Consider the following 17,337-nt stretch of genomic DNA (forward strand, 5'->3'; position numbering starts at 1 on the left):
GTGACATCTTGCAAACAAAAGCTAGTAAATTAAAACGATTATTTGAAGTATTATTCGTTTCGACGAGATTAGGATTTACTTCCTTCGGTGGGCCAATTGCTCATTTAGGTTATTTTCATGAAGAATATATCCGTAGAAGAAAATGGATGGATGAAAAAAGCTATGCCGACTTAGTTGCGCTTTGTCAATTTTTACCTGGCCCTGCAAGTAGTCAAGTCGGTATTGGTATTGGTGTAATGCGAGCTGGTATATTAGGTGGGATCGTTTCTTTTATTGGTTTTACTTTTCCATCTGTTCTTGCACTTATTATTTTTGCTTCTTTCCTTCACACATTTGATCTTAGTGATGCTGGTTGGATTCACGGCTTAAAAATTGTCGCTGTCGTCGTAGTTGCTCACGCTATTTTAGGTATGGCTAATAATTTAACCCCTGATTTAAAAAGACGTGCAATCGCATTAGTTGCATTAGTAACAACATTATTATGGCAATCTACTTTTTCACAAGTAACCGTTATAGTAGGAGCTGCTTTCATTGGCTTTTTCATTTATCGACATAAACTGGATGAAAAACAGACGCCAACATACAAATTTCCGATTTCACATCGAATTGGTTATATTTGTTTATCGTTATTTTTTGGGTTACTTCTCCTTTTACCTATCTTAAGGGAAGTAACTGCAGTGGAATGGATCGCCATGTTTGATAGTTTTTATCGTTCAGGTTCACTCGTTTTCGGAGGTGGTCATGTTGTATTACCTTTACTTGAAAGTGAATTTGTTCGAGCGGCGTGGTTAACAGAAGAGCAATTTCTTGCTGGTTACGGTGCAACACAAGCTGTTCCAGGCCCATTATTTACGTTTGCCGCCTATATCGGAACAGTGATAAACGGTTGGCAAGGGGGCTTGCTTGCTACATTTGCTATATTTCTACCTGCTTTTCTTTTAATCTTAGGTACCCTCCCATTTTGGGATAGTTTGCGCCAAAACGCAAAAATAAAAGGTGCGTTAATGGGAGTAAATGCCGCTGTTGTCGGGATTTTAATTTCAGCATTCTATCAACCGATTTGGACAAGCTCTATTTTTCAACCGATTGATTTTGCACTTGCAGCTGTATTATTTAGTATGTTAGTATTTTGGAAACTTCCCCCATGGATCATAGTCCTAGCTGGCGCAATTGGTGGATTGCTTATTTCGTATATATAAATTTTTCCAGAGGTATGTGGTATTCTTTGTTCGCCACATACTTTCCTTTTTTCCTCACCCTTGCAATGCGATGTACATCGTTATATAATGTTAGTTAGAAAACTTGGCATACGTTAAAGAAAACACACCGACTGACAAGCCGTTAGGCGATGACAGAGGTGATGTTGCACTTACGACGCACAGGACGTGCTAGTGCAGGCGTTGCCACACGACGTGGCGCTCTTAGCCTGCGTTCGACTTGTTAAAGCGGATAGCTAGTTTATGACGAAAGAAAACACACCGACTGACAAGCCGAAGAGGCGGTGACTAGGTGATGTTGCACGTATGTTAATAAGTGAATAACTTATTTACCAAAGCCTTTATGGCGAGTGCCTTAGTTACACTTACAGTAAGAAAGGACTTATCCTTTCTTATCTGCCAATACAAGAAAGAGGTGTTTTACATGGATAAAGAAATGATGAAAGGAAGTATTGATCTTTTATTGTTATCCCTTATTGAACAACGGGATTTATATGGCTATGAAATGACACGCATTTTAAAAAGATTAAGCGACGAAACGTATGAAATGAGTGAAGGAACGCTCTATGCTGCATTAAAACGAATGGAAAGAAAGGATTGGATTAAGTCGTACTGGAAAGAAACAGATAGTGGTAGAAGAAAATACTACCATATTACGAAAGAAGGAACGAAGGAACTAGAACTTAAAAAGCGAAATTGGAAATGGATGAACGAATTAATAAGGAGAAGTTCGGAGGGATTATCTTGAACCCCGTCTTCGATCACTACGTCAAAAAAATTGTTCAACAAATAGACGGTAACGAAGAAGAGAAAACAGACATTTATGAGGAACTTATTATTCATCTTCAACTCTCTAGCGAACAATTTATGTTAGCAGGTTACGATGAAAAGGAGGCTAACGAAATGGCAATGAAATCTTTTGGCGAAACGAATGATATTGGTGACCAAATGCAACAAGCAATGTTTCCCTTTCGTAAATTGTTATTTCTCCTGTTAACACTGTCTTCCCTGTTATTTTCGTTCGTCGTTTATTCAGTTCAACTTTTTTTAGAAGGCGATGCCCATATAGGTTGGCTACTTTTATCTGTTGGAACAAGTTCTATTCTTTTACTATTTACATTACAAGCTTTACCTTTTTTGGAGCGAAAAACATGGTTAAATATAGCTCTAATCTGTCATATTTTTATCTATCTATATGGATTTTTATTATCATTATATATTAATCATTCCATTTCTGTCCCGTTAACGTATTTTTCACTCGTTATTATCCTAATAGCAATTGTCCTAGTGTATCGTACGACAATTTATGATTTTCAGTTTACATTTGAACGTAAAAAACAAACGAAACTACTCCATTTTCTAAATATTACTTTAGGCATCATTATTATTAGTGCATCATTGTTTTTCTTATGGGCTGTCCTAATTTTTTCAGAGTCGTTTGAACCTTTCATGTTATATATTTTCATTCCTATGCTCATTTGGATTGTCACATATGTTACACAAATAAAACTTAGCGAGAAAGGAAAACGGATAAGTGCATATATAGTAGCAGCAATACCCTTTTTAATCGTATTGGCAATTTTCCTTTGGTACTTCAGTATTTTTTAGCTTTTTTAGTTAAAGGAGCGATTGTATGAACAAGAAAATAATTATATTGATCTTTTCCAGTATTGGACTCATTACATCCTTTTTGGTCATTATTGGAATCTTATTTAATAAAACGGAAGACGAAAAAATAAATGGTTTGACGGAAGTTTATGATGTTTCAGTCAATGGGGTCATTGCTTATGTTTCCCATTCTAAAGGACATCCAGAACTTTATATCAAAACAGAACAAGAGGAAAAATTAGCACTAAAACTTGATGTGGATCAAATCATTACTGATATGGCGTTTTCACCAAATGGAACGACATTAGCCTATTCAATTAGTGATGAGGAAGTAGAGGATGGACTAGAAAGCTCTGTGCAATTACTCGATATTCGCTCACTTGATAGTAAAAACTTATTTCAAAAAGCTACGTATATTACCGAACTAGCTTTTGATCCGAAAGATGAAAATAAGTTATTTTATTTAAGTGCCGAAACATATGAAAATTACTCGCCGATTGCAAGGGCTTATCCACATGATATTGATGTTTTTAGTTATCATCTTTCAGAAGATATTCATATTCAACATACTGAAATGGCAAGCTATTCGATTAATTCATTACAAGTGTCCCCTACCGAAGATGTTGTCTATGTTCAAATGGACGATGTAGCTGATGATGCTACTGCAGAAGAAATATTTGAGATGAAACAACAAATATTCCAAATTCCACTTGATAAACCTGAACAATTTTCCGTCATTAGCGACAATGATAGGGACATCGATATTTATGACTTCGCATTAGTTCCAAACAAAGAAGCGATGGTTTTCCAATCCGTTAGTAATGCCAGTGCAGGTGGAACCTTTCAATATGAACTTTATTATTACGATTGGGAGCAAAAAAAAGAAAAAAGATTAACTGACTTACAATCATATGCTGCACATCCGATTATAACCCATGACGGCAAACACGTTTATTTCATCGTTGATAGACAATTCGCGAAAAGTCATTATCCTGAAAACTATTTATATAAAATGGATATCGATGGGACTAACGTGAAAGAAATTACTTTAGAACATAATTGAACCCTTAATCCGAATGGATAAAGGGTTCTCTCTCCACTTACAATTTAAACCTTCTTACTAGTTCATTTAATTCTTCAGCTAATGTCGCTAACTGTTCCGAACTTCCTGCTACCTCTTCCATTGATCCACTAGCTTGTTGAGTAGATGCAGCCGTTTGTTCTACTCCAGCTGCCGCCTCTTCTGATACGGAAGCTATTTCTTCAATGGAACGGTTCATTTCTTCATTGTTTGCAACAATTTCAGCCAAACTCTCGGAAACATTCGTAATGTTATCTACCATTTCCGCTACTTCCACGTTTATTTGATTAAAAGTTTTTTCAGTCGTCTCAATTTGTACTTTTCCTTGTTCCACTTCCATAAAGCCTGTTTTTAACGATTCTGACACACTATTTGATTCTGCTTGAACATTCGATACGATGCCTGTGATATCATTAACGGATAAGGCAACTTGTTCAGCTAACTTCCGCACCTCATCTGCTACAACCGCAAAACCTCTCCCATTTTCTCCTGCTCTTGCCGCTTCAATTGCTGCATTTAATGCTAATAAATTCGTTTGCTCAGCTATATCATTAATAACGGACACAAGTTTTGAAATTTCTTGTGATTGGTGATCCAAACTTTTCATTTTCTCGACAGAATCTTGTACAATCTCATTAATTTTTGCCATTTGTTCGGAAGACGAACTCATTAATTTACTTCCTTCTGCTGTCATAGCTAACACTTTTTTTGAATTTTCTTGGATTTGATGCTCATTTTCGTTTGCCTCTTCTACCTTGCTTGAAAACATCCCCATCACATTCGCCAAGTCACTAGCACTATTTGCTTGCATCTCGGCACCAGATGCCAATTCCTCCATCGTAATCGCAACTTGTTCCGTTCCTGACTTTACTTCACCAGCCGCTTGTGTCAGTTCTTCACTTTGACTTGATACTGTTTCTGACACTTCGTGAATTCGATTCAATAATTCACGATTATTTTTCGTCATCGTGTTTGTTGCTGTAACAAGCTGTGCTGTCTCATCGCTTGTCATTACCTGTAACGGTTCCTTACTTAAATCCCCTTCTGCCAGTTCATTCATTCGGTTCATTACTGCAAGAATCGGACGAGAAATGGATCTGGATGTTACGAAAGCAGCGATGATACCTAGAACAATAACGAGTACGGCAATCATGGTAGTTGTAATCATTGTTTTATTTCCTACTTCAATTACCTCTTCACCTGAAGCGAGAATGTCGTCCTCTGTAGATTCTGCCCACTCTTTAATTTCTTCAGAAAGTTCAGTCGATAATGAACTAGACTTGTGCATCACTTCGAGTGCTTTATCTAAGTTCCCCGCATCATATTCACTAATCGCTTCCTCGAGTGACTTATTCCATTCGACTCTTTTTTCGGAATACTCTCTCATTTCTTCTGCTGAAAAGTATTTTAATTGTTCCTTTTCTAAACGATCCGCCTCTTCCATTTTGTCGTATACTTGTTCTTTCATGTTTGGATCATCATATAAAAAATATCCTCTAATTAAGTTTCTTGTTTCGGCCAAATTAATACGATTTTGTTCATCCAATAACAATAAAGGCAATTGCTCTTTAATAATGTCATTACTTTGTTTGTTGATTGTTCTAAAACCGATAAAATTTACTATACTTAAGGCTAGCACAAGGGTAATGACAAGCCCAAAGCCAAATAATACTTTCGTTTTAATGCTCTTAAATTTTACTACGTTTTTCATGATGTTATCCCCCATCTGTTGCTTTTATAATGCCCTTTTTCGATGAAACAAAAAAAGCTATCCCACTACTGGAAATAGCTAATGAGTTCATCATCATTTATGAGCACTTATTTATTATATCGGCATTTTTAATGAATAATGAATAGATTGTTATAGGTACAAATACCTATTTATCTAAAAAAGTTTCATTATTTTTTATTAGACACGATGTTTTTAGCGACAATATATTATAAAAAGGTTTATAAAACTTACTAGAGCTAATAATCTCCATTCATGTCCCCATTCTTTCAAGGGGTTGCACAATAGGAAGTGACATTGCATAATGAAAGAAGATCGTTTTTACTAGTAAAGCTTCATAGAAAGGGGATATCGATGAAACAGCTTTGGTATGGTGGAACAATTTATACGATGGAAAAAGAACATGAAACAGTGGAAGCAGTGCTTGTAGAAGATGGAAAAATTGCCGAGACAGGCTCATATGCTCTTCTTTCCAAGCAGGCAGATGACATCATCGACTTAAAAGGAGCCGTTATGTATCCAGGTTTTGTCGACAGTCATCTACATATGATTTATCAAGGTCAAAAATTAACTCGGCTCAATTTATCTGAAGCTAAATCTTCTGAGGAAATGTTAACAATGGTAAAAGATGCTGCTCGGAAAACTCCTGCTGATCAATGGTTATTTGGTGAAGGTTGGAATGAAAATAACTTCTCCGATAAACGAATTCCAACCATAGATCAATTAGATTCGATTCGCAAAGAGCCGGTATTATTAACGCGTGTATGTCACCATGTCGCATTAGGAAATTCTACCGCATTTGCAGCTGGCAATATTAGTGAATCTAGTTTATCCCCAGCTGGTGGTGAAATAGGTCGTGATAAAAATGGTAAGTTGAACGGTCTTTTATTTGATCAAGCAATGAATCTTGTCACTGATGCAATCCCAAAAGAAGGAGAAGCATATATTGAATCGTTAACCGAACTATTACATCTAGCCATCGATGATCTGTTATCGTATGGACTAACGGGTGGACATACAGAAGATTTACATTATTTTGGTCATTATATGAACCCCCTAACCGCTTTTCATCGAGTCATTAGCGAAAAACAACATTTCAAGGTTCACTTATTACGTCATCATGCAGTGTTTGAGGAGATGATGCAAGAAAGTGCTAAGTTTGCTGAACCTTTTATCGAAGCAGGGGCGATGAAAATTTTCGTTGACGGAGCATTAGGTGGTGCAACAGCCGCATTATCAGAACCTTATAAAGATCAACCGACTAATAAAGGTTTGTTCATTCATACTGATAAAGAATTTGAACAGATCGTGAAAGTTGCTCGCGAACATAATGAAGCTATCGCCGTACATATTATTGGAGATGCAGCAGCTGAATTAGTATTAAATGTCATTGAAAAATACCCTGTTGTTAATGAAAAACGTGATCGCCTTATCCATTGCTGTGTTTTACGTAAAGATTTGATCGAAAGGATGAGTCATTTACCAATCGTCGTCGATGTACAACCAGCTTTTGTTTCATCCGATTTTCCATGGGTGAAGGATCGCCTTGGCAAGAGTCGACTAAACTATTCATATGCATGGAAAACACTACTCGATCAGGGCATTATGTGTGCGGCAGGAACAGATGCACCGATTGAAGATATTAATCCACTTTTAACTATTTATGCAGCTATAGAACGGAAACGACCGGGAGAAAAACATGATGGTTACATACATGAACAAAAATTGACTCGTTTTGAAGCAATTCGAATGTATACAATTGGCAGTGCAGAAGCGATTTGTAAAGAGCATGAACGGGGTATGATAAAAATGGGGTATGATGCCGACTTTTCCATATTTGATCGTGACTTATTTGCTGGAACTCCAGAAGATATGGTGAAGGCAAATGCGGTAAAAACGGTTGTTGCAGGGCGGATTGTTTTTGATAGAACTAAAGAATAATTATTTCTTTTCTAGACAAAAAGTGGATTTTTCTTTATAATTGCATTAACAAATACGTAAAGGGTGAACCAATCGAATGGATAACTAATCCTATTTTTTGAATAAACCAAGTAAAGGATGTTTTTGAGTCATACCACGAATAAAGCAGAAACCTGTTTTGTTTTCGTATGCCTTTTTACTTCGGTCTTTTCAGAATAGGATTGGTATTTCTTTTGCGAGCATAGAAAGGGAGTAGTCTCTCTCTTTTTTTGTTTACCCATGCCTCCTATTCTGAAATTGGATAGGAGGCATTTTTGTCTCCTTACTCCAGCATATTATTGGTAAAGGAGAGGATTTTATTGATTTTACTTGAAGCAAACGACGTACAAATGATGATAAAAAATCGGACTCTATTCGAGATTGAACAATTAACGATTCAATCAAATGACAGAATCGGTTTAATTGGACGTAATGGAACTGGAAAGACAACATTATTAGAAGTTTTAGCTAAAAAAAGAATTGCAATGAAAGGTGTGATAAATTCCGCTGCAAAATGTGAACTATTACCTCAACTAAAAAAGGCGAAGGCAACGAAAAGTGGTGGTGAAGTGACACAAGAGTATATTAATTATTACCTTTCTTTAAAACCAGATATTTTACTGGCAGATGAGCCAACAACAAATCTTGATACAGAAAATATTGAAAAACTAGAAAAACAGTTAAAAAGATGGGAAGGTGCATATGTTATCGTATCTCATGATCGGGCTTTTTTAGATAAGCTCTGTACCACCATTTGGGAATTAGATCATGGTAAAGTAACTATTTTTAACGGAAATTATTCTAGTTATTTAGCTCAAAAAGAACTGGAGCGTAAGCAACATGAAAACGCCTATGAACAGTATAAAACGAAGAAAAAACAACTTGAAAAAGCATTAGTATTGAAAGAACAAAAAGCACAGCGAGCAACGAAAAAACCTAAAAATGTTAGCCAATCAGAAGCGAAAATTACTGGTGCAAAACCATATTTCGCTAAAAAACAAAAAAAACTTCAGCAAACAGCAAAAGCAATTGAATCTCGCTTAGAAAGATTAGAAAAAGTGGAAAAGATAAAAGACCTACCACCTATCAAAATGGATTTACCAAATAAAGACCTACTAAGAGGACGTATTATCCTTCGTTTACATGAAGTAGTCGCTCATATAAATGATCAATTGCTCTGGAAGACTGATCATATGGATATCTATGCTGGCGATAAAATCGCTTTGATTGGTAACAATGGCGCTGGAAAAACGACTTTTTTGAAAAAAATATTGAATGAAGAAGAAGGAATTACTATTTCTCCCGCCGTAAAGCTTGGTTATTTTAGTCAAAATTTAGATGTGCTTCATACAGATAAGTCGATTTTAGAGAATGTACGTTCAAGCTCCAATCACAATGAAACACTAATTCGTACTGTATTAGCAAGGCTTCGATTTTTTCATGATGATGTGTATAAAAAAGTTGCTGTTTTAAGTGGTGGTGAAAGAGTAAAAGTTGCCATTGCTAAGTTATTTGTTAGCGATGTAAACACGTTATTTTTAGATGAACCGACTAATTTTCTCGATATTGAAGCGGTAGAAGCATTGGAAACATTACTAAGTGAATATGAAGGCACGGTGATACTCGTCTCTCATGACCGCCGCTTCATCGAAGGAATTGCCAATCGAATCTTTACGATGGAAAATGGGAAAATTTCTATTTTTGATGGTTCATACGATGCATATAAATCCGAAGCACCGGATTTACAAGAAGATGACTTACTAGTGCTGAAAACAAAGTTAACGGAAGTGCTAAGTAGATTGAGTATTGATCCAACAGAAGCTTTGGAGAAGGAGTTTCAAAAGCTTCTAAAACAAAAAAATGAATTAGAAGGAAAAAAGGGTTGATATGCCCTTTTTTCTTTATTAAATCGCTTTTCTACTAAAATAGATCATCCCACCAAAAAAGAATAGAATAAAACTTCCACCAACAACGAGTAGAACCTGATCCCATGGGACATAAAATACACTATCCATACTTTCTTCTACGGAATACATCATTAAAAAAGGCTGTGCCCAAGGATAATATGGACCATATGTTTCTGAGTTCACTGCCAAAATAGTTGGTAAAGTAAAAAAGACATTAACTGCGAGTGGTAAGGCAAAAGTTTTCCAAATCATGGACATCCATAGTTGTAAAGCGACTAACGGAAACGCAGCAACCCAGCCCCCGAAAACACTTTTCCAAATAATGGCCATTGGGAAGGCGTCTGTATATCCTTTCATCGTTCCGACCGAGAAAATCGCTACAACATATAACATTTGAATGACAAAAACAAGTAACAATAGTAACGTATATTTTGCCATAAAGACCTTTCCCCTTGTCACAGGCAAGGTTAATAACTGTTTCCATCCCCCTGCTTGATGTTCATAGCGGCAAACAAGACTTGCAAATACTCCACTAATTAACGGTAAAAATAGCAATGAATAAGTTAAATTTGAAAACAAAAAGAAAAGTAACCAGTCATTTACTTCATCATCCCCAATAAATTCAAACCCATCCATCGTTAACCCCATTAAAAAGGTTAGTATTGGGGCAGCTAAAATAATAGCACTAATTTTAGATTTTCGTAATTTAAACCATTCTGATTGCAAAATGGACAAAAACAATTACTTCACATCCCTTCTAACAAAATCGATCATCCCTACTATAAAGAGTAGAAAGCCAAATCCAAAACCAAGCATGACGATACGTATCGGTTCCTCCCACTCGAGCATGACTGCAGGCCATTTCCAAATTAGCCAATCTGGTAAACTAGCAGATGAGTACGTTATAATAGTCCCTAAAATACCAGTAGTGATTGGAATTCCTTGATTATTACTTACTGTTGCTATCCATAACTGCAATGCTAAAATTGGCAAAGCTGCAAAATATGGATAAAAGCTGAAAATAATAATATCAGAATACGGAATTTCTTGATCAAAATTAAGATACATGCCATAGCCGAGAGTAAATATTGAAAGTAAAGCCGACGAAACTAATAATAAAAAAGCAAGCACCATAAATTTTGATAAGAATACCGTTTTTTTGGAGATAGGTAATGCTAATAACTGTTTCCAAGCATTTGTTTCATTTTCCACACTTGCAATGGCAGATGTTACGATAGCGATCCCAAGAACAATTGCTAGTGGGGTAAACGAGTTTACATTTAATAAATAATAGCCCCAATCATCTTCACTTTGAGTAAGTAAATACTCTTTTCGCACGCCATAGTTCACCATTTGCAAGGCAATCACACCAAATGGGCCTAAAAAAGCTAAGAACCAAAACCCTTTTCGTTTCATTTTTAAAAAATCAGCCATTATTAATTTCCCGATCATTTTAAATTTCCCTCCGAAGTCATTTGAAGGAAAATATCTTCCAATGATCGTTTTTCTTCCTCCACTCGGTAAACAGCATATCCCTCAGCTACAAGTGTTTGAACTGCCTCAGCAACCCCGTCATCCGATTCTTCATGAAGAAAAATGGCATCCTGATTATTTTCTGCTTTGATCCCTTTCGCTAATAGAGCACGCCAAGCATTTTCATGGTTATTTACTTTTAATACTATTTTTTGCTTAGCAAGTTTGCGCATCGCCTCAATAGAATCTTGAAAAATTAATTTTCCTTTCGAAATGATCCCAACACATGTCGCCATTTGGTCAATTTCTGACAGTAAATGACTAGATATTAAAACAGTCATTTGATATTCAGTTGGCAATCGTTTAATTAAATGACGCATTTCAATAATACCAGATGGATCAAGTCCATTGGTTGGTTCGTCTAAAATTAACAACTTCGGCTCATGCAATAAAGATGCAGCAATTCCTAATCGTTGTTTCATTCCGAGGGAAAATCCTTTCACCCTTTTATTTGCCACCTCTGTTAACCGGACTATCTCTAGTACCTCACTTATCCTCTTCTTTGGAACATTCAATATTTTCCTTAATGCTTCCAAATTTTCATTAGCTGTTAAATGTGGATAATAGGATGGATTTTCCACTAATGAACCTACTTTACGTAAAACATCTATTTTTTCTTTTTGTACGTCTTTCTTAAAAATTGTTGCACTGCCGGCTGTAGGCTTCATTAAACCAAGTAGCATTCGGATTGTCGTCGTTTTCCCCGCACCATTAGGTCCTAAAAATCCGTATATTTCCCCTTTAGGTATTTTCAAATGAAGATCTTCCACTGCATATTCCCTTCCAAATCGTTTCGTTAGTTTTTTCGTTTCCACAATATATTCCATTTTCTCACCTCATTATTCATGATAAGATGTGAAGGTTAAAAGTAAGGAATGATGAAGGTTAAAAATGGTTTAAAATATGATAGTTAAAAATTTAGCGGCTATGTAAGATGCAGTGTTTCAATTTTTTCACCTCCGCAAACCATGATCAAGATGATGCATCATAGAAAAAACACATCTAAAATAATCTTTAGATGTGTTTTTTTATTTGAATGGTTGTTCCATTCTCAGTAGATGCTAGTTCCCACTCTAAATCCAAACCACGAATCATCACGTCGACTATGGATAAACCAATCCCGGCCCCTTTTTCATCGGAATCATGTTTCATCCCTTTTCCGTGATCAGTCATAACAATTACCTCATATGTTGAAGTCGTATCTATTCGCACTCCGATATATCTTCCGGATTTTGCATGACGCAACACATTTTGAAATAGATTATCTAAAATTCGCTCCATCCATAATGGATCAACATACCACTCACCTATTTTAACTGAATCTAATTGTATGTCTACTTCAAATTGTTCCTGTTCAAAAAGCGGGTACCAAGATGCAAGAGAGGTCCGTAAAAATCGAATCATATCCACTTTCTCTGGGGAATATTTATATTTACTAGCCGTTAATAATGTATAGGAAATTAGATTATCCATCAATCCGTCCACACTTTGAATTGAATCTTCCATCACTTGAATAATTTGTCTACCTACTTCGGTTTGATCTTCGTTTTGAAGGATAGACAAATTAGCTTGTAATTTCGTTAATGGTGTTCGTAAGTCGTGTGATAAATTAGCAATTAACTTTCTCCGTAATTGCTCTTCCTCTTGTTCACGCCTTTTACTCTTTTTAAGTTCGTCCACCATTTTGTTAAAGGTTAATTCTAGTTGACCAATCTCATCTTGCTTTTTTACATCTATTTGAACAGGAAGATGATCAGTATCACGAATCTCCATCGCTTCCTGTACATAAATTAACCTTTTTTGTATACTTCTAAAGAATAAAAAGGAGATAGCGATAAATAAAATCAAAATGATAACACCAATACCTAAAAGAAGATCCCCATATTCTTCATAAAACTCTTTATTCAGCTTATCTCTTGGGATCTCAAAAACGACAAAACCTTCCTTTTCCTCTTTTCCGACAAATGCAATAACAGTAAACGGATCACTATCATATCGTTCTTTTATAAATCTTGCCGTCGTTGTTGCTGTCCAATTGGATGGAACATTTTCTTCCAGATCAAGTTGTAATTGTAATGTTCCTTTTTCATTTATCCAAAACATCGAACTGTCGGGATATTGCTCTTTCCATCTTGCAAAAAAGTCATTAATCTTTTTCTGATCATTTTCTAAATTACTCGCCTGTTCATGCCATTTGTCTTCAATAACAGTAGGCATGAAGTTTTCATTTCTTTCCTTTGCCATTCCTGTATTAAACAATAATGTAGCTGTTAAGAAGATAATAAATTGAAAAAGAAATAATGCAGTAATAATGATTAACATATATTTTGCTAGTAATGACCTAAAAAACTTCATTCTTTTAACCGATACCCAATTCCGCGAATCGTCTCAATAATAGTTGGATTTGCTGGGTCCTTTTCTAGTTTTTCTCGTAAGTAACGAATATGAACCATTAACGTCTTATCGTTCTCAATATACACTTCTTCCCATACACTTTCATATATTTGTTCTTTCGTCAATATTTGATTTGCATGTCTAAATAAATATTGAAAAATGGCATATTGTTTGCCAGTCAACAGAATTTCTTCCCTTGTTTCTCGATTGACAATTTGAAAGTCTTGCGGATCAATCGTTAAATGCTGTAACTCGATAATTTGATCTTTTTTATTAAACCTGCGCAATAATACTTCCACACGAGCAATGAGTTCTTTCGGATGAAATGGTTTTGTCACATAGTCATCTGCAAAACCGAGCCCTTCAATTTTATCTTCTACCGCTGTTCTTGCGGAAAGCATAAGAATTGGTAGTTTTTGATATTCATTTTTTATTCGTTTCCCAATGGAAAAACCATCAAGCCCCGGCAACATTACATCAAGAATGACGATATCCGCCATAGATAAATATTTCTCTACCCCTTCACCAGATAAAAGCCAGGTCACTTTGTATCCTTTTTCAATAAGTTCTTCCTTCACCCAGTTTCCGATTTCTTTTTCATCTTCTATATATAAAATATGAACCATTGGTTTCCTCCAAGATATATTACTACTATATATCTTAGCATATGTTCGTTTATTCAACTGTCTCGTGCGCTAAATTTAAACGAAATTTAAACGAACTTCCATTCAAACCATCTTCCATGTCCATCTGTTTTTCCAATTGTTTTTTTTGCTTCTCTTCCATTTATAAAACAATCGAGATGAAGTTTCCCATCAAACATATTATTATAAAGGTGAAAAACATCCCGATTCATACCGATTTTTTTAATCATATGTACTAACTTTAATTTTGCGTCTTTGGGGATCTGATTAGCCACATGTGTATGAAAAATACAAATAACGGACGCTTCAGAAATTTTCTCCACCACGTTTGGGAGTAATGTTATTCCATCTCCTTCAATTAATTGAAGCTGGTTTTCCTTCACATATGTAGCTGCCTTTTCAAACAATTCTCTTCGTTCTTGATGATTTGGCCAAATTAATGCTTTTAACCAAAGATAATCTTCCGCATCTTTTACATTATTCACATGTAAATCAAATCCGATCCGATCCGTTACAGGTGGGGCTGTTTGATGAAATCGTGGTGACTGTTGTGTTATGATCCGAGAAGTAATATGTAATGTAGAATTTACATTGCCGTATACATTTTTATCGCCATATGAATAACTGTATTTATCAAAAAGTAATTGTAATCCGGCACTTGTCCCTATTTCAATTAACGCTAACGGCCTTTTAACTTTTTCATACATATAGCAAAATGCAGGATAAAGATAGGCACACCTTCTTACCTCATTCGTTTGCACTAATTTTGTTTGGAGGATTTTGATTATTTCTTTATCATATGTTTGGCAAAAATCTTTAAACGGGGTAAAAATCGTTTCTATTGGTCGAGGATGATCTACTAAGCTACTATAATATTCTCTTAAAATATGCTTTTTCCCTTGAAGCAATAAATAGTGAACAGCACCGAATAATAGATTCGGAATTGGTTGACCTGTTTGTGCATACGAACTTAAACGAAGAACCTCCTCATCCTTTGCAATTTGCAAAGATAAAAACTCATACAATTCACTCGAACCTTTACATTCATCTGCAAAATGATAAAAACGTTCGGAAAGCTTATGAATGTTCATTTCAAATTCTCCCCTTTCATATATAATTATCTTAACAAATTTGTAAAAATATACAATCACATCATTAGCTACCATCTTCCTGAATCAATTTCATACACACTAATTCCAAGGATAAATCCGAACATGACTCATTGAAGAAACCTTATTATTCGTGCATTGTAATTAACACCTAACGTTTCCATTCTAGGTGGTTGACTCCTAGTCGATCAAAAACGGTCACGTCCAAGGATTGTACTAAATGTTGTCCCACCGTAAAATTTAGTGACCAACGCCCGGCACTAGTATTTCCTGGGACTGCGCATTCGCTCGACCCATCGAAGACCTTTGGGAATGCGCTAAATGCTCGTCCCATCAAGACCTTTGGGGCTGTGCTAAATGCTCGTCCCGTCAAGACCTTTGGGAATGCGCTAAATGCTCGTCTCATCAAAAGCTTCGGGGCTGCGCTAAATGCTCTCTCATCAAAACCTTTGGGAATGCGCTAAATGCTCGTCCCGTCAAGACCTTTGGGGCTGTGTACCTGTGTACCTGTGCTGACTCGGTGCAATAAACATTGCGCATCGCGAGAGGAAAAGAACAGATAAGACAAGAAGTTTAGCCTGACGAAGGTTAACCACGCACGCTAAAAAGCATTCATCTAGAGTGAAAAACAATAACTGTTCTCCGTTGTTCGGATTTTTAACGGAAATATGGAAGGATAAAATTGCTTCTCCGATCTAATTGTTACAAATCTGGCAACTCAAATTTTGAACAGTTTGTGAAACGTTTCACAATTAATGTTATTTACAAACCTGTTCATCTATACTATAGATAGTACGAAAGATCGTACAAAATAATTCTTCGAAGGGTGTATGAAAAATGAAAGGTACAGCGTTATTAATTAACGAAGATCAATCAGTAACAGTTTTGGAAAATGTGGATCATTCAGTGTACGAAGAGTTAGCAAATGAAGAAGATTTAGCACATCCGCATTGCACTATTGGCGACAAAGAAGTTGAATTTGATCCGATTTTTTCAGTAGTTTGGCATGAAGAAGCAATTGACTGGGATTATGGATATTAAAACTTTTTCAAATAAATAGCATATAAATGTAAAGCTTGTGGCAGGAAGTTTTTTCATGCTACAAGCTTTTTTTATTTTTTTTCAATTGCTCACTCAGCTCAGCTGTCATTTGCTCAACTAATTCAGGTCTTCCATGAAACTGTGCAGGAGTATTTTGAAATAATTGAATTTGCCACTGATCTTCTTCTTTTAGCGCAACAAGTGTATGGTGTGTATTAAGATCAGGATTAATCTCGGTTTGTCCAGATGGTAACATTCCACCAATTGCTCTTAACATTGCAATTACTGGGCTAAGCACATGCACACTCTTCACTTTTACAATAAAAGGCGGTGTAGGATGATCATTAAAAATCGGAGCAAGATGAGAGAAAATCTCTTCTTTACCAATTATTTGACTGCCATCAAAGCCAATAAGTTCTCCTTCTTTCCGAAATAAAGTTGCCATTCTATTAGCTTCACGTTTATTCCATGCGTTGATCAACCGTATGTATAGCAATTCTACTTCTCTTTTAACTTCTTCTTTTACCATATTTTTTCATCCTTTCGTTCTAATAACTGTTTGATTCTATTAATTTTACATTGAGTTAATACGGTCATTTTTTGTTTCGGTAGGTCGTCTAACTATACACATACTTCCAGCAATAACGAATAAAACAGTTTGAATAAATGTAGCTCCTAAAGTTAAGAAAAACATGAAAATGCCCGTTATAAGTAAAGTAATTCCTGCTTTTTGAGGAGTATTTTTTAACATAACTAAAGCAACAACACCTGATAGGAAGCCTGTTATATGAACTGCAACTACCCCCCATGCAAATGGCGCATTAAATTTTGATGACAAAAATTCTGGAAATTTGAAGCTTAAAAAAAGTAATGTTGGAATTAGAAGAATAATAACGAGAAGTTGAAATAATAGCGCAGTAACTCCTAATACTATTTCCGTTGTTCGTTTCAAGTTGCGTTCCCTCCTTTCATCTCTTCTCGATCCTTTTTATCGACCTTTTTGAACACGCACTATCATTACCTTTTCCAATTTTTATTTCATCTCTTCTGAAGTAATAACGACGCTAATTGGAAACCCTATTGTTTTAATCTGCAATTCATACCCGCTATTCGCT

16 protein-coding genes are annotated in these 17,337 nt (G+C 35.7%); 7 read left to right on the forward strand and 9 right to left on the reverse strand.

The features are described from left to right. Window positions 1–8: 8 nt before the first annotated feature. From DFR56_RS16920 to DFR56_RS16935, 4 genes are all read left to right on the forward strand, one after another. Window positions 9–1,199, forward strand: a complete 1,191-nt coding sequence (locus DFR56_RS16920; RefSeq protein WP_242694439.1) for a chromate transporter — start codon at window positions 9–11, stop codon at window positions 1,197–1,199. Window positions 1,200–1,641: 442 nt separating this feature from the next. Then, complete coding sequence (locus DFR56_RS16925; protein ID WP_110396639.1) at window positions 1,642–1,965, forward strand: PadR family transcriptional regulator; 324 nt, start codon at window positions 1,642–1,644, stop codon at window positions 1,963–1,965. Further along, on the forward strand, window positions 1,962–2,825 hold the full coding sequence (locus DFR56_RS16930; protein WP_110396640.1) for a permease prefix domain 1-containing protein: 864 nt from the start codon (window positions 1,962–1,964) through the stop codon (window positions 2,823–2,825). Before DFR56_RS16925 ends, DFR56_RS16930 begins: the two co-directional genes overlap by 4 nt. Before the next feature lie 25 nt (window positions 2,826–2,850). Beyond that, window positions 2,851–3,888, forward strand: coding sequence for a TolB-like translocation protein (locus DFR56_RS16935; RefSeq protein ID WP_110396641.1), 1,038 nt, complete (start codon window positions 2,851–2,853; stop codon window positions 3,886–3,888). Window positions 3,889–3,925: 37 nt separating this feature from the next. Here DFR56_RS16935 and DFR56_RS16940 read toward each other — a convergent pair whose 3' ends face one another. Beyond that, window positions 3,926–5,617: a methyl-accepting chemotaxis protein gene (locus DFR56_RS16940; RefSeq protein WP_110396642.1), complete on the reverse strand. Its 1,692-nt coding sequence runs from the start codon at window positions 5,615–5,617 to the stop codon at window positions 3,926–3,928. A 372-nt stretch (window positions 5,618–5,989) separates the two neighbouring features. Between DFR56_RS16940 and DFR56_RS16945 the strand changes: the two genes are divergently transcribed. After that, entirely contained in the window at window positions 5,990–7,576 is a 1,587-nt protein-coding gene (locus tag DFR56_RS16945; protein ID WP_110396643.1) for an amidohydrolase, read from the forward strand. 338 nt (window positions 7,577–7,914) lie between these two features. Further along, window positions 7,915–9,480: a Vga family ABC-F type ribosomal protection protein gene (locus tag DFR56_RS16950; protein ID WP_110396644.1), complete on the forward strand. Its 1,566-nt coding sequence runs from the start codon at window positions 7,915–7,917 to the stop codon at window positions 9,478–9,480. A gap of 18 nt (window positions 9,481–9,498) precedes the next feature. On the opposite strand, the gene DFR56_RS16955 is transcribed toward DFR56_RS16950, so the two are convergent. The 6 genes from DFR56_RS16955 to DFR56_RS16980 form a co-directional block, all read right to left on the reverse strand. Next, entirely contained in the window at window positions 9,499–10,242 is a 744-nt protein-coding gene (locus DFR56_RS16955; protein WP_242694438.1) for an ABC transporter permease, read from the reverse strand. Next, the gene (locus DFR56_RS16960) at window positions 10,243–10,953 is read right to left on the reverse strand and encodes an ABC transporter permease (RefSeq protein WP_110396645.1); all 711 of its coding nucleotides are present in this window, start codon (window positions 10,951–10,953) and stop codon (window positions 10,243–10,245) included. Next, complete coding sequence (locus DFR56_RS16965) at window positions 10,950–11,861, reverse strand: ABC transporter ATP-binding protein (protein ID WP_110396646.1); 912 nt, start codon at window positions 11,859–11,861, stop codon at window positions 10,950–10,952. The genes DFR56_RS16960 and DFR56_RS16965 overlap by 4 nt, the downstream gene beginning before the upstream one ends. Before the next feature lie 187 nt (window positions 11,862–12,048). Next, window positions 12,049–13,389 (reverse strand): HAMP domain-containing sensor histidine kinase, encoded by a 1,341-nt coding sequence (locus DFR56_RS16970; RefSeq protein WP_110396647.1) that lies wholly within the window; start codon window positions 13,387–13,389, stop codon window positions 12,049–12,051. After that, window positions 13,386–14,054 carry a response regulator transcription factor gene (locus DFR56_RS16975; protein ID WP_110396648.1) on the reverse strand — a complete coding sequence of 223 codons (669 nt, stop codon included), beginning with the start codon at window positions 14,052–14,054 and terminating at the stop codon, window positions 13,386–13,388. The genes DFR56_RS16970 and DFR56_RS16975 overlap by 4 nt, the downstream gene beginning before the upstream one ends. Window positions 14,055–14,140: 86 nt before the next feature. Then, entirely contained in the window at window positions 14,141–15,163 is a 1,023-nt protein-coding gene (locus tag DFR56_RS16980; RefSeq protein WP_110396649.1) for a DUF2332 domain-containing protein, read from the reverse strand. Between the two features lie 855 nt (window positions 15,164–16,018). On the opposite strand from DFR56_RS16980, the gene DFR56_RS16990 reads away from it, so the two are divergent. Further along, window positions 16,019–16,222: a hypothetical protein gene (locus DFR56_RS16990; protein WP_110396651.1), complete on the forward strand. Its 204-nt coding sequence runs from the start codon at window positions 16,019–16,021 to the stop codon at window positions 16,220–16,222. A 58-nt stretch (window positions 16,223–16,280) separates the two neighbouring features. Here DFR56_RS16990 and DFR56_RS16995 read toward each other — a convergent pair whose 3' ends face one another. Together DFR56_RS16995 and DFR56_RS17000 are read right to left on the reverse strand one after the other, a co-directional pair. Continuing rightward, complete coding sequence (locus DFR56_RS16995) at window positions 16,281–16,751, reverse strand: SgcJ/EcaC family oxidoreductase (RefSeq protein WP_110396652.1); 471 nt, start codon at window positions 16,749–16,751, stop codon at window positions 16,281–16,283. A 45-nt stretch (window positions 16,752–16,796) separates the two neighbouring features. After that, complete coding sequence (locus tag DFR56_RS17000; RefSeq protein WP_110396653.1) at window positions 16,797–17,174, reverse strand: hypothetical protein; 378 nt, start codon at window positions 17,172–17,174, stop codon at window positions 16,797–16,799. Window positions 17,175–17,337: the final 163 nt, after the last annotated feature.

The organism is Pseudogracilibacillus auburnensis, from assembly GCF_003201975.1.
Taxonomy (GTDB): Bacteria; Bacillota; Bacilli; order Bacillales; family Amphibacillaceae; genus Pseudogracilibacillus; species Pseudogracilibacillus auburnensis.